Raw genomic sequence first — 21209 nt, forward strand, 5'->3', positions numbered from 1 at the left:
AAATGACCGCTTGGGCCCAATCCCTGATCCGCATCTCCAACTATGAGGTCGAGACGCTGCAAAAGCGCCTGGCCGACATCAACGAGCGCCGCGCCGCCGCCGAGATGAAGCTGGCCGTGCTGGACGCCGAGGCCGAGGGCGAGCGCGAGCGCGCCCGCATCGACGCCGACGCCGGCCTGATGCTGACCGCCTATCTGAACGGCTGGAAGAACCGCAAGGCCGTGGCCGAGGGCGCCCTGACCACCCTGGCCGCCGAAGAGGAAGGCGCCCGCGAGGCCCTGACCGGCGCGTTCGAGGAGCTGAAGAAGTTCGAGCACGTCGCCGAGACCACCCGGCTGGACCGACTGGTGGCGCTCGCCAAGCGCGAAACCGCCGCCTTTGACGAACAAGCCCTGCGCCGGCGTGCGGTGTAGCGGCGACATATCTTCCCCCTCAGGGGGAAGTGTCAGCTCGTGGCGCGAAGCGACACGGCTGACGATGGGGGAAGTTTCCCCTTCAATAAAACCCCCCTCATCGACCCTGGATCGCTGCGCGATCGACGGGCCACTTCTCCCGCAAGCGGGAGAAGGTAGATGATCGATCGCCGCGCCCTCCTCGCCGCCGTGCCGGCGCTGGCCGCATGCGACCGGTTCGCCTCGGCGCAGGACGCGCCGATCAGTGCCCCGCCGCTGAAGTCCGTTTCCCCGGCCCCGTTCGGGACCTGCATCCAGGCCGGGCACATCGACGATCCCGCCTGGGTCGCTCTCGCCCGCGCCAACGTCTCCCAGCTGACGCCGGAGTGGGAGATGAAGATGGAGTACATCGCCGCAGACGGACTGAATGCGCCCTACCGTTTCGACCGCACGGACCGCATCGTCGACTTCGCCCAGGCCAACGGCATGGCGGTCCACGGCCACACCCTGATCTGGTATTCGCAAGGCGGCGATCTGGTCGCGGGCCTGTCGGGGGCCGAGTTCGACCGTGTCTTCGACGACTATGTCGCCACGGTCGCCGGCCATTATCGCGGCAAGGTCCGATCCTGGGACGTCGTCAACGAGCCGATCACCGACGACGGCGAGGGCATGCGCGACTGTCACTGGAGCCGCGAATACGGCGCGGACGGCTACGTCCTGCGCGCCTTTGAAAAGGCCAAGGCGGCCGATCCCGAGGCCGTGCTGTTCCTGAACGACTACAACCTGGAGAACACGCCCAGGAAGGGCGCAGAGTTCCTGCGGCTGGTCGAACGGTTGCTGAAGGCCGGTTGTCCGCTGGAAGGCATCGGCACCCAGGCGCACCTCGACATCGAGATCCCGCCCGGACAGATCACCAGCTTCATCCGCGAGGCCGCCCGTTTCGGCCTGCCGATCCATGTGTCGGAGCTGGACGCGTCGTTGCGTAGCGAAGGCCGCATCGACCTGCGCTCGGACCGCGAGCGGCTGGCCCAGCAGACGGGGCGGGTGCGCGAACTGGCGGTCGCCTTCGCCGACCTGCCGGAGAGGCAGCGGTTCGCCTTCAGCATCTGGGGCCTGCGCGACACCGACAGCTGGCTGCGTCAGGGCGACAAGGACGACGGCAAGGACAGCCCCCTGCCCTTTACCGCATCAGGCGCGGCCAATCCGATGGCGGCGGCGATCGCGTCCGGATTTCAGGCCTGATCCACGACCTTGCCGTCGATGAAATGCCGGCCCTGCCGATCCTCGATCTCGACCACCCACAGGTCGGGATCATAGCCGACCTGGCGTGACACATAGGCGTCCAGTTCGCCCTCCATTTCGCTTGAGACCGGCTGGATCCACTGGCGCTCGCCGTCCATGCCGAAGGCTTCGGTGAACAGCCGCGCCCGGCGGGTCGAGGTGTCGAACGCCTTGACGATCACCGCCCCGCCGCGCGGATCGCCGCGCCGAACGACCGTGGCGTAGGCGCCCTCGATCTCGGCCCGGCGGATCAGGGCCGAGACCCAGATGTCGGTGGACAGCAGCAAATCAGTAACCCTGCTCGGAAACCGGACCGAAGGCGGCCTGCGGCATAAGGAGGCTTATGGGACCGCGCCTCTTCGTCATCAACGCCAAAGCCGCAGCCGCAGCCACCGCCCTGGCGCTGGCGCTCGCCGCCCCGCCGGCGGGCGCGTCGCCGAACGGGGCGGCCGAGCGGTTCTACGAGCGCAGCTTCGTCCTGGCCGCCGACGGCCGGTGCCGCCTGTTCGAGCCCCGGCTGACCAAGGCGCTGGAGGCCGCGACCTGGCAGGCGCGCGGCGCCGCGCTCCGGGCGGGCGTCGACGCGCCTCAACTGGCGGAAAGCGCCGGCCGCGCACGCGCGCTGGCCGCCCGCACGCCCTGCGACGCCGCCGACCTGAAGACCGTGGCGGGGCGGGCCGAAAACGCCTTCTCCGGCTGGAAGCGGCTGGCGCGCCTGACCCTGCCGGGCGCCCGTCGGGACTGGAGCGCCGACCGCTTCGCCTACAAGAGCCCGACCTATCGGCTGGTGCAGGATTCGGTCACCGGCGCCTCGCCCGTGCGCTTCGGCCTGGCCGGGACGATGGATGTGGCCGATGCGCCGGTGGCGGTGGTGTCCTGGTTCGGCCAGCCGCGCCCGGTCGGCGCGCGCCTGGTGCTGAGAGACGCCGCCGTCGCGCCCCAGCCGTGGCTGACCGGCGACCTGCCGCCGTCCGCCCAGGCCCGCACGATCTGGTCCTCGGGCGCCGAAGACGCCTCGACGACGCTGCTGCCGCGCGAGCAGAAGGCGGGCCAGGCCTGGCGCTTTCCCGCTGAAGCCGCAGAGGCGCTGGCTGGTCTGGACCCACGCGAACCCTTCGCCCTGGAGTTCGTCTTCCGCGACGGCTCGGTCGCCCGCGCCCGCTTCGAAGCCGGCGACTTCGCCGCCGGGCAGGCCTTCCTGGCAATGGGCGCGGTCTAGACATTCTCCCTCCCCGTCCGGGGAGGGTGGCTGAGCCCCCCAAGGGGCGAAGCCGGGTGGGGCGGCCGTGCGCCGTCATCTACGATCTGTTTCGCTTCAGCAGGCGCGACCCTGCCGGGCCGCACCCACCCGGTCGCTGACGCGACCACCCTCCCCAAACGGGGAGGGAGAGGCGCGTCACTGCCCCAGCGGCAGGCGCACGGTGGCGGCCGCGCCTTCGCCCAGGGTGCTGTCCAGCGTCAGGCGGCCGCCGTGGAGCTCGGCCAGCGAGCGGACCAGCGACAGGCCCAGGCCCGTGCCCTGTGCGCGCTGGTCGGCGGCGCCCGCCTGTTCGAACGGCCGGCCCAGACGGGCGAGGTCCTCGGGCGCGATGCCGACGCCGGTGTCGGACACGATCAGCTCAAGATCGTCGTCCACGCGGCCGAGCGAGACGGTGACGGACCCTCCGGCGGGCGTGAACTTCACCGCATTGGACAGGAGGTTCAGCGTCATCTGCTTCAGCGCCCGGCGGTCGGCCGCAGCGGTCAGGACGTCGGTCGGCAGGACAGCGGACAGGTGAACGCCCTTGTCCTCGGCCTGGGGGCGGACCAGGGCGACGGCGGCCGACACCGGCTCGCGCGCATCGAAGCTCTCGATCGCCAGCTGGTAGCGTTCGGCCTCGATCTTGGACAGGTCCAGCACGTCGTTGATCAGGTCCAACAGGTGCCCGCCGGCCTGGTGAATGCTGTCGGCGTATTCGCCGTAGCGGTCGGGCAAGGGGCCGAACAGGCGCTGGCGCATGATGTCGGAAAAGCCGATCACGGCGTTCAACGGCGTGCGCAGCTCGTGGCTCATGGTGGCCAGGAAACGCGACTTGCCGAGGTTCTGCGCCTGCGCCTCCGCGCGGGCGGCGTCCAGCCCCAACTCTCGCGCGAACTGCACCGTGCCGTCGAACACCTGGGCGATCAGGCGCGGCGGGTCGCCGTCCGTCAGCCGACGCAGGATCACCACCACGCGTCGGTCCAGAGCCAGGCGCGGCGTGAACAGCGCCTCCGCCTCCCCTCCCGACGCCGCACGCGCGAGGGCGGCCAAGAGCGCCGGCCGGTCGGGCGCATTCACCGCCGCGATCAGACCAATATCGAACAGCGCCTCGAGCGATAGCGCGGCCGGAGGCGTGCCGTGCGCGTCCAGCAGCCGGCCATCCGGCGTCAGGATCAGGGCGAGACCGGGCTGGGCCGCCAGCAAGCCTTGCGCCCGCGTCGCCGCCTCCTGCGCGCGTTCGGTCGCGCCGGCCTGTTCGCGTCGGACCAGGAGCATGGCGCCGGCCGCCGCGGCCACCACCAGCACCGCCGTCAGGGCCGAAGTCGCAGACGGCAACGGCGAGGCGGCCTGGGCGCCCACCACCGCCATGCCGGAACCCACCGCGCCCGCCAGGATCGTCCGGCCCGAGCCGCGATCCAGCAGCAGCCCCGCGACCACCGGCATGAACAGAAAGGGCGAGGCGGTCTCGCCGGTCTGGGCCAGGACCGTCGCGGCGGCGATCGAGGCCAGCGCCCACAGCGCCATCAGCCAACCCCGCAGCACCGGACCGTCGCGCCAGACAAAGGCCGCGCCCAGCAGACCCGGCGCCGCCATCGCCGCCCCGGCCATGACCGCGGCGGCGGCCTTGCCGTCCCCCGCCCCCTGCCCGGCCGCCGCCAAAGCCACGGCCGCCGCCCAGCCGAGATGCCACGCCGCGCGCATCGGCGATCGCGGCATGTCTCGTTCTGAAGGGGCGGCGAAAGGCGACAAGGGCGTCCAAGCTGTTGAAAGTGTTCGGTCCAAGCTTACGGACCGGTTTGAGTCGGTGCGAGGGCGCACACCCCGCAGGAGAGTCCTGCAAGCCCTGCGCCACGCATTTTCTGGGGACGATCCGGCCGTTCATCATGAACGCGTTTGCCGACCGGCCCGCTCGATCCTATCTCGCGGCCATGACGACCCTGGTCCAGATCCCCGAAGACACGCCTGAACAGGCGCTTGAATCCCTCGCCGAAGACTTCGACCTGCTGGAAGACTGGGAGGGGCGGATCGAATACGTGATCGACCTGGGCAAGGGTCTGGCGCCGCTGCCCGACGCCGAACGCACCGAGGCGTACAAGGTGCCCGGATGCGCCGCCCAGGTGTGGCTGGTTCCCCGCCGCGCGGGCGAGCGCCTGCTGTTTGCCGCCGATTCCGACAGCGCCCTGTCCAAGGGCAACATCGCCCTGCTGCTGCGGCTGTTCTCGGGACGCACGCCGCGGGAGATCCTGGATTTCGACGCGCGCGCGGCGCTGGACCGGCTGGGCCTGCCCTCGGCCCTGACGCGCCAGCGGGCCAACGGGCTGAACAGCATGGTGGGCCGCATCCGCGAGGCGGCGATGGAGGCGGAGGGCGCCGCCGCCTGAACCTTTCCAGCGGCGGAACATTAAGGGAACCCGCACAGGAGATTCCCCAATGACCGACGCCAACGAGAACCCCAAGCTGCAGGACGATCCGGGCTCCAACACCGTCAAGGATCCGGCGGACTGGGTGTCCGGCGACGACCCGATGACCGGCGCACAGGCATCCTATCTGAAGACCCTGTCCGAAGAGGCGGGCCAGCCCGACATGTTCTCAGCCGACCTGTCCAAGGCCGAAGCCTCCAAGCGCATCGACGCGCTGAAGGGCGATGCGGGCCTTTAGAAGGTCATGCCGCCAGCGGTTGCCAGTTGTCCTGATCGCGAGCATCGATCCGGATAGGAGCCTCCGCCGAGGATGCTACCGCCCAGCGCGCCAGTTCGTGGATGGGCGGTATCTCCTCAGCGGAGTGCTGCAGCGCCAATATGCGGATCACCGTGTCCGCGGTTGGATCGATTGGGCCTTTCCCCTTCTCCCAACGAGCAACGGTTTGCGCATCCTTGTTGATACTCAACGCCAGTTCGGCCTGAGTGAGTCCGAGTTCAGTTCGGAGGAACCTGAGTTCACGTCCAGTCAGTGCCGACGGCTTAGCGCCTATAGCTTCCACAATTGCGCGATGCAGGACATTGATGTGGCGGATAGTGATGATGTCGTGCCCGTCATCATCTTGGCAAGCTTCCAGGCCCACCAGAATGACATTGTCGAGGCCGCATTCGTCGTAGCGGTAATCCAGCCTCGTCATAGCTCATCTCTCCACATAACTGTAATCAACTTCATTTCACACCCACCGTCCGGGATCACGACGACACCGACCTTACGACCTTCGCTATTGGGCGTTGTCGCTTCGATCAGATACTTGTAGAGACCGTCACGGCTGGAGGGTCGAGGTGGGTCCAAGACAAAACCACGCTTGATAACGTGGAGAACATCGGACATCAGAAGGTCGCGGACGACCATCTGCGACTTAGCATGTGCCGTCCAACTCAGCGTCAGATCATCGCTTAGCGCACAGGCATTGATGCGCCTTGTCGCCTCACCGGTCGACCATAAGCCTGGCCCCATTTATCGCCCCTCCGGGCGCGACACCTATCATGGTGATAGATCATGGCAAGTTAAATCCTCTTCAGCTGAGATGGTTGCCCTTCTGTGAATCCGTAATGCTCCGCCAGCGCCTGCAGGCCCTGCTTCAGCAGGGTCTTGCCCTGGCGGCGGCGCAGGCCGAGGCCGGTCTCGGCCAGTTGCAGGCTGTCGCCCACGATGCAGATTCGTCCCACGATGGGACGCAGGCGCGGCCCGCAGGCGTCGAGCGCGGCCTCCACCCTGCGGCTGGCGCTGAGCGCCAGGTCGCCTGGCTCGACCCGCACGCCCGATCCGCCGCCGGAACGCGGCAGCGCGTCCCATCGCATGGTCAGCGACGGTCCGGCGGCGGCCAGTTCGCCGTCGCGGCGCAGGCGCTCGCCCGCCGCGACCTCCACCGGCGTTAGCCAGGGTCGACCCGAGGCGTCCTTGCGGCGCGCCAGCCACAGGATCGGCGACTCGCCCAGATTGGCGCGGCGCGGGATTAGCCGCCCGTCCGCCTCCATCACCAGCCGTTCGCCCTCGATCATGCCCGGACGGCCGGGCGGCGGCGAGGACGGCGCGCCGACGTCTCCGATCCGCCGCGCGACCCAACCGCCGCCGTCGCGGGCCTTCAGGCCTGAATCGACCGCCAGCGCCCTGAACTCGGCCTCGTCCAGGGTGGTGGTGATCCGCGTCCGCCGGTCGCGCCCGACCCGCAGCCGATAGCGGCCGTCGGCGGCGTCCAGCCAGGCGCCGGGCCGCACGATCAGACCGCGCAGCCGCGCCAGGCGGTGATCCGCATCGCCCTCGCCCGCGCTCACGCCGCGATCTCCACCCGCGCGCCGGTCACCACCGCCTGGATGCAGGCCTCCAGCTCGGTCAGCAGGGCGTCCATGGCCGGACGATCCCGTTCGTCCTCGGCCCAGCGGCAGGCCGTGCCCGCCGTGGCGCGGTTCAGGCCAAAGGCGTGGCCGACATGCTCCAGGCTCCAGCCGAACGACACATGCGTCAGATACATGGCCAACCAGCGGGCCCGGCAGCTGCGCGGATCCAGCCGGCTTCGGCCCTCCATTCGCCCCGGCGCGGCGCCCGTGCGCGCGCCTACCATATGCAGCGCCAGCCCCGCCATGGTGCGGTCGGCGTCCGACACCGGAACTCGATACTCTTCGATCACCCCTTCAACTCCCTGCGCGTGTGTTCGACGCAACCATCCTAGCCCGACGGCGAGGCATGGATAGGAATGTTGTCCTATCGCGCGTCAGAAGCGGTCGACTCGCCAAGGCCGCGCCGGGGTTGCACGTCGGCCGTCTCGACAGTTGAGGGGCGGATGCCGGCCGGCCCAGCGGAAAAAGTTAACGCGCGACTCGCCCGCCCCTCGACGCCGATTCGCAAATCAGCCTACGATTCGCCTCAATCGGATGGCGTTAACCCTTCTTAAGGTTTTCCGCCCTTAACTTACGAACAAGGTTACCCGGCCGTGGGCGCGGGTGGTTACCGTCAAGCTTTGCCTGGAGGGGCATGAATGCGCGTCCTGTTGATTGAAGACGATCACGCGACTGCCCAGAGCATCGAACTGATGCTCAAGTCGGAAGGCTTCAATGTCTATACGACCGACCTGGGCGAGGAAGGCATCGATCTGGGCAAGATCTATGACTATGACCTCATTCTTCTGGACCTGAACCTGCCGGACATGAGCGGGCTCGAGGTTCTGCGCCAGCTTCGTGTCGGCAAGGTCAACACCCCGGTGATGATCCTGTCGGGCAGCCACGAGATCGAGACCAAGGTCAAGACCTTTGGCGGCGGCGCCGACGACTACATGACCAAGCCCTTCCACAAGGACGAGCTGATCGCGCGCACCCACGCCGTGGTCCGTCGCTCCAAGGGCCATTCGCAGGCGATCATCACCACCGGCGAGATCGCGGTGAACCTGGACGCCAAGACGGTGGAGGTGGACGGCCACCGCGTGCACCTGACCGGCAAGGAATATCAGATGCTGGAGCTGCTTTCGCTCCGCAAGGGCACGACCCTGACCAAGGAAATGTTCCTGAACCACCTGTACGGCGGCATGGACGAGCCCGAGCTGAAGATCATCGACGTCTTCATCTGCAAGCTGCGCAAGAAGCTGGCCACGGCCGCCGGCGGCAAGCACTACATCGAAACCGTCTGGGGCCGCGGCTATGTGCTGCGCGACCCGTCGGAAGGCACCCAAAGCGTCGCCGCCTGAGCGGCTTCATCGCTGAGACTACGAAACGCCCGCTGGATTCGTCCGGCGGGCGTTTGTCATTCTAGAGCCAAAACCCCTCCGTCACGAGGCTTCGCCTCCGCGCCACCTCCCCATCGCTGCGCGACAGGGAGGAGAAGGCGGACATCTCTCCTCCCCATCTCTGATGGGGAGGTTGATCGACGGCGTGAGCCGGCGAGACGGAGGGGTCCCCTCCCGCCCGCTCCTGCTCTAAACACCCGCCCATGACCGACCTCCCCGCCCCCGCCGTCATCCTCGACAAGCCGCAGCTGGCCGACAACATCGGGGCGGTGGCGCGGGTGATGGCGAACTTCGGCCTGTCCGACCTGCGGCTGGTCAGCCCGCGCGACGGCTGGCCCCAGGACCGAGCCTGGGCCACGGCATCGGGCGCCGACTGGGTGCTGGACGGCGTCACCGTCTTTCCCAGCGTGGCCGAGGCCATCGCCGACCTGCACACCGTCTTCGCCACCACGGCCCGCCCGCGCGAGACGCGCCAGCCCGTGCGCACCCCGCGCGAGAGCGCGCGCATCCTGTATGACGACACGGCCTCGGGCCTGAAGACCGGCGTGCTGTTCGGCGGCGAGCGGGCGGGGCTGGAGACGAGCGACATCGCGCTCTGCGCCGGCATCACCACCATCCCCATCGATCCGCGCCACCATTCGCTGAACCTGGCGCAGGCGGTGGCGATCAACGCCTATGAATGGCGCACCCTGGTGCTGGACGCCCCGCCGCCGCGCTTCCGCGAAGGCGAGCCGCCCGCCTCCAACGACCTGCTGCTGGGCATGTACGAGCACCTCGAAACCGAGCTGGAGGCCGGCGGCTTCTTTCACCCGCCCGAGAAGAAGCGGTCGATGAGCCAGAACCTGCGGGTCATGCTGGGCCGCGCCGCCTTCACCGAGCAGGAGGCAGCGACCTTTCGCGGCGTGATCCACGCCCTGTCCAAGGGCCGCGGCCGCGTGCTCGCAAAGCTGGCTGCCCAGAAGGAGGCCGAGCGCGGGGCCGAGGAAAGGTGAAGACCGCCCTGATCTACCCGCTGGCGGCGCTAGCCGAGATCGCCGGCTGCTTCGCCTTCTGGGCCTGGCTGAGACTCGACCGCTCGCCCCTGTGGATCGCGCCCGGCGTCCTCAGCCTCATCGCCTTCGCCTGGCTCCTGACGCTCACCCCCAGCGACGCAGCCGGCCGCGCCTTCGCCGCCTACGGCGGTGTCTACATTTGCGCATCCCTGATCTGGATGGCGGTGGTGGAAAAGGTTCGGCCCGACGCTTGGGACATGGGCGGCGCGGCGCTATGCCTCGTCGGAGCCGGGGTCATCCTTTTCGCCCCTCGCTGAACGCCCAAGGAGCCCCGCCATGAAGACCCGCGCCGCCGTCGCGTTTGAAGCCAGGAAGCCGCTGGAGATCGTGGAGGTGGACCTGGAAGGTCCGCGCGCGGGCGAGGTGCTGATCGAGATCAAGGCGACGGGGATCTGCCACACCGACGCCTATACGCTGGATGGGCTGGACTCCGAGGGCATCTTCCCCTCGATCTTGGGGCACGAGGGCGCGGGCGTGGTGGTCGAGGTGGGGCCGGGCGTGACCAGCGTCGAGGTCGGCGACCATGTGATCCCGCTCTACACCCCCGAATGCCGCCAATGTAAGTCGTGCCTCAGCCGCAAGACCAACCTCTGCACCGCCATTCGGGGCACGCAGGGCAAGGGGCTGATGCCGGACGGAACCAGCCGCTTCAGCTACAAGGGCCAGGCGATCGCCCACTACATGGGCTGCTCGACCTTTTCGAACTACACGGTGCTGCCCGAGATCGCGGTGGCGAAAATCCGCAAGGACGCGCCGTTCGACAAGGCCTGCTACGTCGGCTGCGGCGTGACCACGGGCGTGGGCGCGGTGGTCAACACCGCCAAGGTCGAGCCGGGATCGAACTGCGTCGTGTTCGGCCTGGGCGGCATCGGCCTGAACGTGATCCAAGGGCTGAAGATGGTCGGCGCCGACATGATCGTGGGCGTGGACATCAACGACTCCAAGGAAGAATGGGGCCGCCGCTTCGGCATGACCCACTTCGTCAATCCCAAGAGCATCGGCGGCGACATCGTGGCCCATCTGGTCGAGCTGACCGGAGGGGGCGCGGACTACACCTTTGACTGCACCGGCAACACCACCGTGATGCGCCAGGCGCTGGAAGCGTGTCATCGCGGCTGGGGCGAAAGCATCGTCATCGGCGTGGCCGAGGCCGGCAAGGAGATCGCCACCCGCCCCTTCCAGCTGGTCACCGGCCGGGTGTGGCGCGGCTCGGCCTTTGGCGGCGCGCGCGGCCGCACCGACACGCCGCGCATCGTCGATTGGTACATGGACGGCAAGATCGAGATCGACCCCATGATCACCCACACCCTGCCGCTGGAACGCATCAATGAGGCCTTCGACCTGATGCACGCGGGCGAGAGCATACGCTCGGTGGTGGTGTTCTGAGGCGGCTGCTGGCGTGATTGATAGCAGCATGCTAGCATAACATCATGGCCCAGGTTCTAGTCCGCGATCTCGACGATCGGATCGTCTCTCGCCTGAAAGTGCTGGCGAAGGCGCAGAACATCTCTCTTGAACAGAAGTTCAGGGATATGGCCGCGCGAGAGGTGCAGGAGGTCGAGGATCGCTTCGAACGTGTCGCGGCCCGTATCCGTGAACAGACCCGAGGGTCACAGCTCGACAGCACGGCCCTGATCCGCGAAGACCGCGATCGTTGAGCGTCGCCGTTTTCGACGCCAGCGTCGTTCTCAAGTGGCTCGTTGCGGACGATCTCCTGGCGGCGCCCGCCTTGGCGGCGCGCGTCGGGTTCGAGCCCGCCGCTCCGAGCTTCATCCAGATCGAGGTCGCAAACGCTCTGTGGAAATATGTTCGGGCGGGGCGGGCGGATCTGGACGACGCCATAGAAGGCGTGGCTGTTCTCGCCAAGATCATGGTTCTCTATCCCGACGATGATATACTCGCGCCAGCCCAGCGGTTGGCCGCCAGGCTGACGCATTCTGTGTACGATTGCCTGTACTTGGCGCTCGCTCAAAGGTTGTCCTGTCCGCTGGTCACCGCGGACCGCCGTCTTGCTGAACGGGCCATTCACTTGGGCGTGTCCACCACGCTGATCGCACCGGAATGACCATGCAGACCACCAAGACCCACGTCGTTCATGGCGGAACCCTGCGCTACCTGAAGCACGACAGCGCCGTGACCGGCACCCCCATGACGCTGTCGGTGTGGACGCCGCCCGGCGAGGGGCCGTTCCCGGTGATGATCTGGCTGTCGGGGCTGACGTGCACCGAGGACAACTTCACCACCAAGGCGGGGGCGTACCAGGCGGCGGCGGAGCATGGGGTGATCGTGGTCGCGCCCGACACCTCGCCGCGCGGGGAAGGTGTCGCGGACGATGCGGCCTATGACCTGGGTCAGGGCGCGGGCTTCTATCTCGATGCGACGCAGGCGCCGTGGGCCGAGCATTTCCGCATGGAGAGCTATGTCACCGACGAATTGATCCCGCTGATCGACGCCGAGTTTCCGACCACCGGGGCCCGTTCGATCCTTGGTCATTCGATGGGCGGGCATGGCGCGCTGACGCTGGCGCTGCGCCGTCCGGAGCTGTTCCGCAGCGTGTCGGCCTTTGCGCCGATCAGCTCGCCCACGCGATGCCCGTGGGGCGAAAAGGCGTTTTCGGCTTATCTGGGCGAGGACCGTGCGGCGTGGGCGGCGCACGATGCGGCCCTGCTGATCGAGAGCGGCGCGGCGCGCGGCGTGTTTGACGACATTCTGATCGACCAGGGCGACGCCGACCCCTTTCTGCACGAACAGCTGAAGCCGGAGCTGCTGCAGGCCGCCGCCGACGCAGCAGGCCAAACGATCACCCTGCGGATACAACCGGGCTACGACCACTCCTACTTCTTCATGGCCAGCTTCATCGCCGACCACATCGCCTTTCACGCCGGGCGGCTGAAACGGTGAGTCACGGCGGCGTGCGGCTGAGCGTAGGAGGCTAGGCGGCCATCGCTTTTTTGGCCGCCTGAGCCAGGAAGCCGGACCGCGTGAAGCCGTGGGCCTCGGCATAGCGGTCGATTTCTCGCAAGGTGTCCTCCGGGACGGTGATGTTGACCCGAACGGTGCGGGCCTGCGTCTCGGCACGCACCATGATGGCGACGGCGCGGCGGTTCTCGGCCTCGTTCATCAGGGCGTCCAGGCTGGAGGGCTCCGGGATCGGTTCTCCGTCTTCGGCCAGCCCTTCCAGATGCAGCGCAAGGGCTTCCTCGGCGAAGGCCCGCGCTTCGTCCAGAGAAGCGCCGGCCGTCGCCAGTCCCGGCAGGTCCGGAAAGGAGACGCCGTAGTCGCTGCTCTCGTCTTTGTGGATCAGGGCGATATAATGCGCCAACGACTTACCTCAGCTTCAGGCCCGACTGCTGCTCTATGGAACGCAGCGTGCCGATCGGAAGATCGCGCCTTGGATGCACCAGGGTGACGCGGCCCGGCCTGGTCGGATGTTTGAACTGCTTGTGCGAACCCTTGTGAGCCACCTCGAACCACCCGTCCGCTTCGAGCGCCCTGATGATGTCTCGGCTGTTCACGAACACACTTCTACACACCATGATTGACCCACTCAAGGCCGACGCCATGACCACCACCACGCCTGACTATGAAGCCCTGTTCGCCGCCCTGTGCACCGAGGTGGGCTTCTGCCTGCATGAGAAGGGGCGGCAGCGGGTGATCGAGGCCCTGCCGAACGGGCTCGACGCGGCGGTGCGCGCCGTGTTCAAGGCCGAGGGCGTGGACGAGCCGAACGCGCCGGGCGACCTGAAGCGGGCCGTGCGCGACTGCATCAAGGCGCACGTTCGGCCCTGAGGGAACGAAATCGCGGGCCCCGGCTTGGGTTCGGCGATGGGGTCTCCTAGATGAGGCGGACCTGCAAAGCTTTGACCTGAAGGAGCATCTCCCATGGCCTTTTCCCTGCCGCCCCTGCCCTACGCCTATGACGCGCTGGAACCGGCCATCGACAAGGAGACGATGACCTTCCACCACGACAAGCACCACCAGACCTATGTCGACAACCTGAACAAGGCGGTGGAGGCGGACTCCAGCCTGCAGGGCAAGTCGATCGAGGACCTGCTGGCCAATCTGTCCTCCGCGCCCAAGGCCGTTCGCAACAACGGCGGCGGTCACTGGAACCACAGCCTGTTCTGGGAACTGCTGGCCCCCGAAGGTCAGACCGGCGAGCCGTCGGCCGAGCTGGCCGCCGCCATCGATAGCGATCTGGGCGGCATGGACAAGTTCAAGGAAGACTTCAACGCCGCCGGCGCCGGCCAGTTCGGCTCGGGCTGGGCCTGGCTGATCGTCCAGGACGGCAAGCTGAAGATCACCTCCACGCCGAACCAGGACAATCCCCTGATGGACGTGGCCGAGCAGAAGGGCGACGTGGTCCTGGGCGCCGACGTGTGGGAGCACGCCTACTATCTGAAGTACCAGAACCGCCGCGCCGACTATCTGAAGGCCTTCTGGTCGGTGGTGAACTGGAACAAGGCCAACGAACTGTTCGCCGCCGCCAGGCGTTAAGCCCTCGACCCGACGCCCGCCGGAGCCTTCGGCGGGCGTTTTTCTTTGTTTCACCGGAGGCGGCCGTGCGCGCATTATCGATCCTGACCACCAGCGTGGCGGCCGCCGCCTTTCTGGCGCTCGGCGCCTGCTCGCCCTCCGAGCAGCGCGAAACCAACCAGGGCGGCAACATGGCCGACGACGGCCAGGCCAGCGCCAGCCAGGCCAAGCCCGCGCAGAAGCCCGCCTATTGGTTCAAGATCGGCGGCATCGACGCCATCGCCCTGGCGGACGGCGAGAACCCGGTTCCGAACGACAACAAGATCTTCGGCGTGGGCCAGACGCCCGACGCCGTGTCCAATGTCCTGACCGCCAACGGCGAGCCGGGCGACACCCTGCGGCTGGAGGTGCATCCGCTGCTGGTGCGCGCCGACGGACGCACGGTGCTGTTAGACGCTGGCCTGGGCCAGGCGCAGGGCGGCACGCTGATGCAGTCGCTGCAGGCGGCCAACGTCGATCCCGCCAGCGTCACCGACGTGCTGATCTCGCACGGTCATGGAGATCACACGGGCGGGCTGGTGCTGAACAACGCCCTGGCCTTTCCCAATGCGGCCGTGCGCATGTCGGAAGCGGAATGGGCGGCCGTTCGCGCCAATCCGGAGATGGCGGACCTGGTGCGCGTGATCACGCCCAAGGTGCAGACCTTCCGGCCGGACGAGGAAATCCTGCCGTTCGTCGAGGCGCAGGACACGGCGGGCCACACGCCTGGCCACACGGCGTATCTGATCACCTCGGGGCCGAACCAACTGCTCTACACCGGCGATCTGATGCACCACTTCCTGGTGTCGGTCGAACATCCGGAATGGAACAATGGCTACGACGACGACCAGAACGCCGGGCGCGAGCGGCGCGAACAGGAAGTGTCGGCCCTCTTGGCGTCGGGCGCCCATATCTACGCCTATCATTTCCCGTTCCCGGGGGTCGGGCGTCTGCAGAAGCGCGGCGGTCGGGCGATCTTCGTGCCGGAAGCGCAGGCGGTTCCCCAGGGCGGAAACGGCATGGCCACGCCCACCCGCAGCATCGGCGGCGCGCCCCAGGGCGGGTGAGCCGGCGGCGAACGCGCCTCTTTACCCTCGTCATCCTAGGCCTTGCGCCTAGGATCCAGAGACTCAGGTCTGGCCTGTTCGCAGTGGGACGACACAAGGGCGGGACGGGGTCGCCACACGTTTGGCGCCGGGAGTCTGGATCCTAGGCACAAGGCCTAGGATGACGGAGAAAGGCGGGCCAAACAGCATGACCGGGACGCCGCCCGCGACGTCAGACCGACAGGTCGAAGCGGCCGCCGGTTCGGTCGCACATGCGCTGGCGGTGATGGTTGCGGACCACGCGCCGCTGGCGCAGCATCTCATGAATCCCGTCCGCCAGGTCCAGCAGTTGCTCATCGGTCAGCGGCTCGACCAGATCCACCAGTTCGCGGCGCAGCGCATCAAAGGCTCGTTCGGTGACGCCGGCGGATGGATTGGACGTGGCGCGCACCATGAAACCTCCTTGGCGGACAGCCGGCGATCGCCGGCTACGTCGAGGAAATGAGCGGAAACCGCACGTCGTTCCGCCAAATGATGCTTAACGCCCCCTCCGGCTTGACTCCAAGAGGCCTGGAGAGGATAAGCGCGCCCTTCCCGCACCTGCCCCAGGCGGAGGCGCGAAGCCACTACGGACGATGCGTGGACCGCCGTTGAGATTGTCTCTTCATTCGGGAAGAGACCGGGCCGCATCACTGAGAAGAGAACAGAATGTCCAAGCGCCACAGCGCCAAGTACAAGATCGACCGCGCCATGGGCGAAAGCCTGTGGGGCCGCGCCAAGTCGCCGGTCAACAAGCGTTCGTACGGCCCCGGTCAGCACGGCCAGCGCCGCAAGTCCAAGGTTTCCGACTTCGGCCTGCAGCTGAAAGCCAAGCAGAAGCTGAAGGGCTATTACGGCAACATCACCGAAAAGCAGTTCTCCAGGACCTACGCCGAGGCCGCGCGCCGCAAGGGCAACACCTCGGAAATCCTGATCGGCCTGCTGGAAGCCCGTCTGGACGCCGTCGTCTATCGCGCCAAGTTCGTGCCGACCGTCTGGGCCGCGCGCCAGTTCGTCAGCCACGGCCACATCCTGGTCAACGGCAAGAAGGTGGACATCGCCTCCTACCGCGTGAAGGCCGACGATGTGATCTCGGTCAAGGAAAAGTCGCGCAACATGGCCCTGGTGCTGGAAGCCCAGCAGTCCGGCGAGCGCGACGTGCCGGATTACCTGGAACTGTCGGACCGCAGCTTCTCGGTGCGCTTCGTGCGCGCCCCGGAACTGGCCGACGTGCCGTATCCGGTGAAGATGGAGCCGAACCTGGTCGTCGAATACTATTCTTCGTAAGCTGCGCTCACGAAGATCTTCCTTGGCGGCTATCGGTCTTTGACCGGCTTGAGCCGCCTGGTGGAGACGAGTTCAGGGCCCCGGATGCGTCCGGGGCCCTTTGTCTTTCAGGCCCTGTTCTTCGGAGACGAACAGGCGCATCCTCCATGGTGGAGGCGAGATCGGGAGGGCGTTCGGTGGAACGGCTGACGACTTTGACCAGGGGCGGACTGGCGGCCGTGGGGGCGGCGGGGTTACTGAGCGCCTGCGTCGCGACGCCGGAAGAGACGCCGACCGCGTCCACCGCGGGCATGCCGGGCGAACTGGAGCCCGTGCGCGCTGCCGCCTTCACCCAGGATCAGGCCGTGTTCTGGGTCACCTCCAACGGCTGCACCGAAAAGGAAGACCTGCTGCCGATCGTCAGCCTGCAGGGCGGCAAGGCGGTGATCACCCTGCGCCGCATCGACGAAGACACCTGCCGCAAGCCGCAGGACGAGGGTGTCGAGCTGAAATGGTCGTTCGACGAACTGGGCCTGCCCGCCGGCTCGCCGGTGGTGGTGAACAATCCCTATCAACTGCCTTCCGGCGGCTGAAGGCGTCTGGCGTCTCCTCTCCTCCCCATCGGGGATGGGGAGGTGGCGCGAGGCGAAGCCTCGTGACGGAGGGGTTGCGGCCGACACAAAGACCCCCCTCCGTCTCGCCGGCTCTCGCCGTCGATCCACCTCCCCATTCGCTACGCGAACGGGGAGGAGAGCCTCTACCTTGACTTTTTAGGCCTGAGCGCCCATCTGCCGCGCTGTCGCACCTTCGCGACGTCCGGCGCCTCCAGCGCGTGTGGGTTCTCTTCTTTGAGGACCTGTCTGTAGAAGACGCCGGCCCATAGCTGTTTCATTCGCTGTCCGGACACGCGGGGCGGCGCCCGATCCATCTTCGGCCCCCCCCGGCCGGACTGGCGGCGCTGCTTATTTTCGGCTCATCAGCCGGCTGCGTCGCGCATGCGAAAGACAACGCACTTGAGCACTACCTTCGAATCCATGGGCCTGAACAAGGCCCTGCTGACCGCCCTCGCCGCCGAGGGCTATGAAAAGCCGACTCCGATCCAGGAAAAGGCCATCCCCGACGTCATGCTGGGCAAGGACCTGTTGGGCATCGCCCAGACGGGCACCGGCAAGACGGCGGCCTTCGCCCTGCCGATCCTGCACCGACTGGCCGAGAACCGCACCCCGCCCGTGCCGCGCACCACGCGCGCCCTGATCCTGAGCCCGACGCGCGAACTGGCCACCCAGATCGGCGAAAGCTTCAAGGCCTATGGCAAGCACCTGGGCTTCCGGGTCGCCGTGATCTTCGGCGGCGTGAAGTACGGCGGCCAGGAGCGCGCGCTGCAACAGGGCCTGGACATCCTGGTGGCCGCGCCCGGCCGCCTGCTGGATCACATCCAGCAGAAGACGCTGGACCTCGCCTCCACCGAGATCTTCGTGCTGGACGAGGCCGACCAGATGCTGGACCTCGGCTTCATCAAGCCGATCCGCCAGATCGTGTCGCGCATGCCGGCGCGCCGCCAGAACCTGTTCTTCTCGGCCACCATGCCGACCGAGATCGGCAAGCTGGCGGGCGAACTGCTGAAGGACCCGGTCAAGGTCCAGGTGACGCCCCAGGCCACCACCGTCCAGCGCATCAGCCAGTCGGTCGTCCATGTCGAACAGGGCAGAAAGCGCGCCCTGCTGACCGAACTGTTCAGCGACCCGGGCTTCACCCGCTGCCTGGTGTTCACCAAGACCAAGCACGGCGCCGACAAGGTCGCGGCCTATCTGGAGGCCGGCGGCGTCGAGGCCGGCGCCATCCACGGCAACAAGAGCCAGCCGCAGCGCGAGCGTGCGCTTGAGGCGTTCAAGAACGGCAAGCTGCGCGTGCTGGTCGCCACCGACATCGCCGCCCGCGGCATCGACGTGGACAAGGTCACCCACGTGGTGAACTTCGAACTGCCCTTCGTGCCGGAAGCCTATGTCCACCGCATCGGCCGCACCGCGCGGGCGGGCGCCGACGGCACGGCCATCAGCTTCGTCGCCGGCGACGAGATGAAGCTGCTGAAGGACATCGAAAAGGTCACGCGCCAGAAGATCCCGGCCATCGACCGCCGCAACGACAAGGCGCTGGCGGCGCTGGACGCCTCCATCATGGCTTCGGGCGTCGGCAAGAAGGCGACCCTGCCGGAGCGAGAAGGCGGCGAGCGTGGCGACGGTCGGGGCGGCCGCGGCCGTCGCAACCCGCACCGCGACGGCGTGCGCCCGGAAGGCGGCGGCCAGCCGCATCGCCAGCGCAAGGGCGGCCGCGCGGGCGCCGAACGCACAGCCCCGGTGCGGGAATACAATCCGATGAGCGGCGAGCGTCCGCGCCAGACGGCCTCAGCCTCGGCTCCGGCCGCTTCGGCCGAACCGCGCGCTGAGGGCCAGATGAAGCGCCGTCCCCGTCGCCGCCCGTCGAACGGCGGCAAGGGCTACGCCCAACAGGGTTGACGCACGCCCTCTCCTTCCCCGGCGCAGGTGGAAGGAGAGGCGTCCCGCCGGCGGGCGTGCGTGTTTTCCGCGTGCAAACTCGCCGGCTCTGCCGCTAAAGCTTCGGCGTGACCTCGCCCGCCGCCTCACCTGTTCCGAAGCCCGCCTGGGTCTGCGCGCCCGGAGTGCTGAAGGTCCCGTTTCTCGACGCCTTTTTGCCCGAGTATGAGCTGCGCCGCATGCCGGGCGCGGATGTTCAGGCTGTTCTCGGCTGGGGCATGAAGCCGTCCGCCGCCGCCGGTCGCCGTTGGGCGGCAAGGAACAACCGCCCCTATGTCGCGCTCGAAGACGGCTTCCTGCGCTCGATCGGACTGGGCGAGGCGGGCGCAGCCAGCGTCAGCCTGATCGTCGACGACCTGGGCGTCTATTACGACGCCACCCGGCCCAGCCGTCTGGAGCGGCTGATCGCCGAAGCGTCCGACCGGTGCGATGCGGCGACCGAACAGCGCGCGCGCGCCCTGATCGATCGTATCGTCGCCTCCGGCCTGTCCAAGACCAACATGGGCGGACCGCTGGACGCCTCGGTGCTCCAGCCGCGTCGTCGCATCCTGATCGTGGACCAGACGCTCGGCGACGCCTCCATCGCCTGCGGCCTGGCCTCGACGCAGAGCTTCGCCGACATGATCGCCGCCGCCCGCCGGGACGAACCGGACGCCCAGCTGATCGTCAAGCGTCATCCGGCCGTCGCCGCCGGACGCAAGCAGGGCTGCATCGCCGACGCCGATCTGCACGGCGTCACCCTGATCGACGCCGACGTGCGCCCGTCCGAGCTGCTCGCCGCCGTCGATGCGGTGTGGTGCGTCACCTCGGCCTTGGGGTTCGAGGCGCTGCTGCGCGGCCTGCCCGTCCGTTGTTTCGGCGCCCCCTTCTATTCCGGCTGGGGCCTGACCGTCGATGCGGTGGACACGGGGCGGCGCGGCGTCTCGCGCTCGATCGAGCAGGTCGCGGCGGCGGCGCTGATCGCCTATACCCGCTATGTCGATCCGGTCACGGGCCGACGCTGCGAGGCCGAGCAGGCGCTGGACCGGCTGATCGCTTTTCGCGACCGGGCCGAGCGTCTCGCGGGGTCGTGGTCCGCCGTCGGCTTCGCCCCCGCCAAGCGACCCCAGGTGCGCCGCCTGCTGAACGGCCCCAAGACCCGCCTGCGCTACTTCATGTCGCCACAGCGGGCGGCCCGGCACGCGAACGAGACGGACGGCCGGCTGATCTGGTGGGCCGGGAAGGAGAGCGCGGCCACGCGCGCGGCGGCCGAAGGCTTCGACGGCCCGACGGTGAGGATGGAGGACGGCTTCATTCGCTCGCGCGGCCTCGGTTCGGATTTCGTGGGCGCCCTGTCCGTCGCCCTGGACGACCAGGGCGTCTACTACGATCCCCGCCGCCCCTCACGCCTCGAGACCCTGATCGAGACGACCGAGCCAAGCGCCGCCGACCTCGCCCGCGCCGCCGCCCTGCGCGCCCGCGTCGTCGATGCCGGCCTGTCCAAATACAACATCAAGGGACATGCGCCCGCCGACTGGCCCGCGGACCGGCCGGTGCTGCTGGTGGTGGGGCAGGTCGAGAACGACAAGTCGATCCTGCTGGGCTGCGAGCCGGATCTGCGCACCAACTCGGCCCTGGTCGAGACGGCGCAGCGCGACCATCCGGACGCCTTTCTGGTCTATCGCAACCACCCGGACGTCCTGGCGGGCAACCGGCCGGGGCGGCTGGATCCTGCGGCGCTGGAGGCGGTGGACGCGTCCGGCGACGGGCTGGACATCATCGACTGCCTCCATGCCTGCAGCCGCGTCGCCACCCTGACGTCGCTGACCGGGTTCGAGGCCCTGATGCGCGGCAAGGCCGTGTCCATCTATGGGCGGCCCTTCTACGCAGGCTGGGGCCTGACCGACGACCGGCTGGCGTTCGATCGCCGCAGCCGCCGCGCCACGGTGGATCACCTCGTCCTGGCGGCCCTGATCCGCTATCCGCTCTACATCACGCCGGACGGCTGGCCCTGCGAGGCGGAAGACCTGGTCGAGGCGCTGATCGCCGCCCGGGACCGCCCCGCCCCGCCCCCACCGCGCGGACAGGTGCGTCGCTGGGCGACCGGCATGCTGGCCAGCCTCGACCGGCGCCCTCCGCCGTCCTATTGACG

General features: G+C 68.1%; 28 protein-coding genes. 19 read left to right on the forward strand and 9 right to left on the reverse strand.

Annotated elements, in window-relative coordinates; all coding sequences use genetic code 11:
• Positions 1–2 precede the first annotated feature (2 nt).
• Together KY493_RS09310 and KY493_RS09315 are read left to right on the forward strand one after the other, a co-directional pair.
• Positions 3–413, forward strand: coding sequence for a flagellar FliJ family protein (locus tag KY493_RS09310; RefSeq protein ID WP_219896082.1), 411 nt, complete (start codon positions 3–5; stop codon positions 411–413).
• 159 nt (positions 414–572) lie between these two features.
• Complete coding sequence (locus tag KY493_RS09315; protein ID WP_219896083.1) at positions 573–1634, forward strand: endo-1,4-beta-xylanase; 1062 nt, start codon at positions 573–575, stop codon at positions 1632–1634.
• Here the strand turns inward: KY493_RS09315 and KY493_RS09320 are convergent.
• Positions 1625–1960, reverse strand: coding sequence for a DUF1491 family protein (locus KY493_RS09320; protein ID WP_219896084.1), 336 nt, complete (start codon positions 1958–1960; stop codon positions 1625–1627). The two genes, KY493_RS09315 and KY493_RS09320, sit on opposite strands and share 10 nt — an antisense overlap.
• Positions 1961–2016: 56 nt before the next feature.
• Here KY493_RS09320 and KY493_RS09325 point away from each other — a divergent pair, with 56 nt between their 5' ends.
• A complete protein-coding gene (locus tag KY493_RS09325; RefSeq protein ID WP_219896085.1) occupies positions 2017–2892 on the forward strand; it encodes a hypothetical protein in 876 nt (291 codons plus the stop codon).
• 177 nt (positions 2893–3069) lie between these two features.
• Here KY493_RS09325 and KY493_RS09330 read toward each other — a convergent pair whose 3' ends face one another.
• Entirely contained in the window at positions 3070–4629 is a 1560-nt protein-coding gene (locus KY493_RS09330; protein ID WP_304502410.1) for a HAMP domain-containing sensor histidine kinase, read from the reverse strand.
• A gap of 212 nt (positions 4630–4841) precedes the next feature.
• On the opposite strand from KY493_RS09330, the gene KY493_RS09335 reads away from it, so the two are divergent.
• Positions 4842–5294 carry a SufE family protein gene (locus KY493_RS09335; RefSeq protein ID WP_219898462.1) on the forward strand — a complete coding sequence of 151 codons (453 nt, stop codon included), beginning with the start codon at positions 4842–4844 and terminating at the stop codon, positions 5292–5294.
• Between the two features lie 49 nt (positions 5295–5343).
• The gene (locus tag KY493_RS09340; RefSeq protein ID WP_219896086.1) at positions 5344–5571 is read left to right on the forward strand and encodes a DUF3072 domain-containing protein; all 228 of its coding nucleotides are present in this window, start codon (positions 5344–5346) and stop codon (positions 5569–5571) included.
• A 4-nt stretch (positions 5572–5575) separates the two neighbouring features.
• On the opposite strand, the gene KY493_RS09345 is transcribed toward KY493_RS09340, so the two are convergent.
• Genes KY493_RS09345 through KY493_RS09360 form a run of 4 tightly spaced genes read right to left on the reverse strand, consistent with a single transcriptional unit; the run spans position 5576 to position 7519 of the window.
• Complete coding sequence (locus KY493_RS09345) at positions 5576–6028, reverse strand: helix-turn-helix domain-containing protein (RefSeq protein WP_219896087.1); 453 nt, start codon at positions 6026–6028, stop codon at positions 5576–5578.
• A complete protein-coding gene (locus KY493_RS14635; protein WP_370627319.1) occupies positions 6025–6348 on the reverse strand; it encodes a DUF4258 domain-containing protein in 324 nt (107 codons plus the stop codon). The genes KY493_RS09345 and KY493_RS14635 overlap by 4 nt, the downstream gene beginning before the upstream one ends.
• A gap of 50 nt (positions 6349–6398) precedes the next feature.
• The gene (locus KY493_RS09355) at positions 6399–7166 is read right to left on the reverse strand and encodes a DUF6456 domain-containing protein (RefSeq protein WP_219896089.1); all 768 of its coding nucleotides are present in this window, start codon (positions 7164–7166) and stop codon (positions 6399–6401) included.
• Positions 7163–7519: a chromosomal replication initiator DnaA gene (locus KY493_RS09360; protein WP_255567847.1), complete on the reverse strand. Its 357-nt coding sequence runs from the start codon at positions 7517–7519 to the stop codon at positions 7163–7165. The genes KY493_RS09355 and KY493_RS09360 overlap by 4 nt, the downstream gene beginning before the upstream one ends.
• Positions 7520–7867: 348 nt before the next feature.
• Between KY493_RS09360 and ctrA the strand changes: the two genes are divergently transcribed.
• From ctrA to fghA, 7 genes are all read left to right on the forward strand, one after another.
• The gene (gene ctrA, locus KY493_RS09365; RefSeq protein ID WP_219896090.1) at positions 7868–8569 is read left to right on the forward strand and encodes a response regulator transcription factor CtrA; all 702 of its coding nucleotides are present in this window, start codon (positions 7868–7870) and stop codon (positions 8567–8569) included.
• A 242-nt stretch (positions 8570–8811) separates the two neighbouring features.
• Positions 8812–9600, forward strand: coding sequence for an RNA methyltransferase (locus KY493_RS09370; RefSeq protein ID WP_219896091.1), 789 nt, complete (start codon positions 8812–8814; stop codon positions 9598–9600).
• The gene (locus KY493_RS09375; protein ID WP_219896092.1) at positions 9597–9917 is read left to right on the forward strand and encodes a YnfA family protein; all 321 of its coding nucleotides are present in this window, start codon (positions 9597–9599) and stop codon (positions 9915–9917) included. Before KY493_RS09370 ends, KY493_RS09375 begins: the two co-directional genes overlap by 4 nt.
• A gap of 19 nt (positions 9918–9936) precedes the next feature.
• Complete coding sequence (locus KY493_RS09380) at positions 9937–11046, forward strand: S-(hydroxymethyl)glutathione dehydrogenase/class III alcohol dehydrogenase (protein ID WP_219896093.1); 1110 nt, start codon at positions 9937–9939, stop codon at positions 11044–11046.
• 44 nt (positions 11047–11090) lie between these two features.
• The gene (locus KY493_RS09385) at positions 11091–11318 is read left to right on the forward strand and encodes a hypothetical protein (RefSeq protein WP_219896094.1); all 228 of its coding nucleotides are present in this window, start codon (positions 11091–11093) and stop codon (positions 11316–11318) included.
• The gene (locus tag KY493_RS09390) at positions 11315–11725 is read left to right on the forward strand and encodes a type II toxin-antitoxin system VapC family toxin (RefSeq protein WP_219896095.1); all 411 of its coding nucleotides are present in this window, start codon (positions 11315–11317) and stop codon (positions 11723–11725) included. The genes KY493_RS09385 and KY493_RS09390 overlap by 4 nt, the downstream gene beginning before the upstream one ends.
• Before the next feature lie 2 nt (positions 11726–11727).
• Complete coding sequence (fghA, locus tag KY493_RS09395; protein WP_219896096.1) at positions 11728–12561, forward strand: S-formylglutathione hydrolase; 834 nt, start codon at positions 11728–11730, stop codon at positions 12559–12561.
• Positions 12562–12592: 31 nt separating this feature from the next.
• Here the strand turns inward: fghA and KY493_RS09400 are convergent, their stop codons facing one another.
• Positions 12593–12982 (reverse strand): type II toxin-antitoxin system HicB family antitoxin, encoded by a 390-nt coding sequence (locus KY493_RS09400; RefSeq protein ID WP_219896097.1) that lies wholly within the window; start codon positions 12980–12982, stop codon positions 12593–12595.
• Between the two features lie 4 nt (positions 12983–12986).
• A complete protein-coding gene (locus KY493_RS09405) occupies positions 12987–13175 on the reverse strand; it encodes a type II toxin-antitoxin system HicA family toxin (protein ID WP_219896098.1) in 189 nt (62 codons plus the stop codon).
• A gap of 46 nt (positions 13176–13221) precedes the next feature.
• Between KY493_RS09405 and KY493_RS09410 the strand changes: the two genes are divergently transcribed.
• The 3 genes from KY493_RS09410 (at position 13222) to KY493_RS09420 (ending at position 15242) form a co-directional block, all read left to right on the forward strand.
• Positions 13222–13449, forward strand: a complete 228-nt coding sequence (locus tag KY493_RS09410) for a hypothetical protein (RefSeq protein ID WP_219896099.1) — start codon at positions 13222–13224, stop codon at positions 13447–13449.
• 93 nt (positions 13450–13542) lie between these two features.
• The gene (locus KY493_RS09415) at positions 13543–14157 is read left to right on the forward strand and encodes a superoxide dismutase (protein WP_219896100.1); all 615 of its coding nucleotides are present in this window, start codon (positions 13543–13545) and stop codon (positions 14155–14157) included.
• 65 nt (positions 14158–14222) lie between these two features.
• The gene (locus KY493_RS09420) at positions 14223–15242 is read left to right on the forward strand and encodes an MBL fold metallo-hydrolase (protein WP_255567848.1); all 1020 of its coding nucleotides are present in this window, start codon (positions 14223–14225) and stop codon (positions 15240–15242) included.
• 211 nt (positions 15243–15453) lie between these two features.
• On the opposite strand, the gene KY493_RS09425 is transcribed toward KY493_RS09420, so the two are convergent.
• The gene (locus KY493_RS09425) at positions 15454–15675 is read right to left on the reverse strand and encodes a hypothetical protein (RefSeq protein ID WP_219896101.1); all 222 of its coding nucleotides are present in this window, start codon (positions 15673–15675) and stop codon (positions 15454–15456) included.
• A 254-nt stretch (positions 15676–15929) separates the two neighbouring features.
• On the opposite strand from KY493_RS09425, the gene rpsD reads away from it, so the two are divergent.
• The 4 genes from rpsD to KY493_RS09445 all read left to right on the forward strand — a co-directional run bounded on the left by rpsD (position 15930) and on the right by KY493_RS09445 (position 21207).
• Positions 15930–16547, forward strand: coding sequence for a 30S ribosomal protein S4 (rpsD, locus tag KY493_RS09430; RefSeq protein WP_219896102.1), 618 nt, complete (start codon positions 15930–15932; stop codon positions 16545–16547).
• A 176-nt stretch (positions 16548–16723) separates the two neighbouring features.
• On the forward strand, positions 16724–17119 hold the full coding sequence (locus KY493_RS09435; RefSeq protein ID WP_219896103.1) for a hypothetical protein: 396 nt from the start codon (positions 16724–16726) through the stop codon (positions 17117–17119).
• A gap of 441 nt (positions 17120–17560) precedes the next feature.
• Positions 17561–19039 carry a DEAD/DEAH box helicase gene (locus KY493_RS09440; protein WP_219898470.1) on the forward strand — a complete coding sequence of 493 codons (1479 nt, stop codon included), beginning with the start codon at positions 17561–17563 and terminating at the stop codon, positions 19037–19039.
• A gap of 107 nt (positions 19040–19146) precedes the next feature.
• Entirely contained in the window at positions 19147–21207 is a 2061-nt protein-coding gene (locus tag KY493_RS09445; RefSeq protein WP_255567849.1) for a capsular polysaccharide biosynthesis protein, read from the forward strand.
• The last annotated feature ends 2 nt before the right edge of the window (positions 21208–21209 follow it).

This window comes from Brevundimonas sp. PAMC22021, from assembly GCF_019443405.1.
Taxonomy (GTDB): Bacteria; Pseudomonadota; Alphaproteobacteria; order Caulobacterales; family Caulobacteraceae; genus Brevundimonas.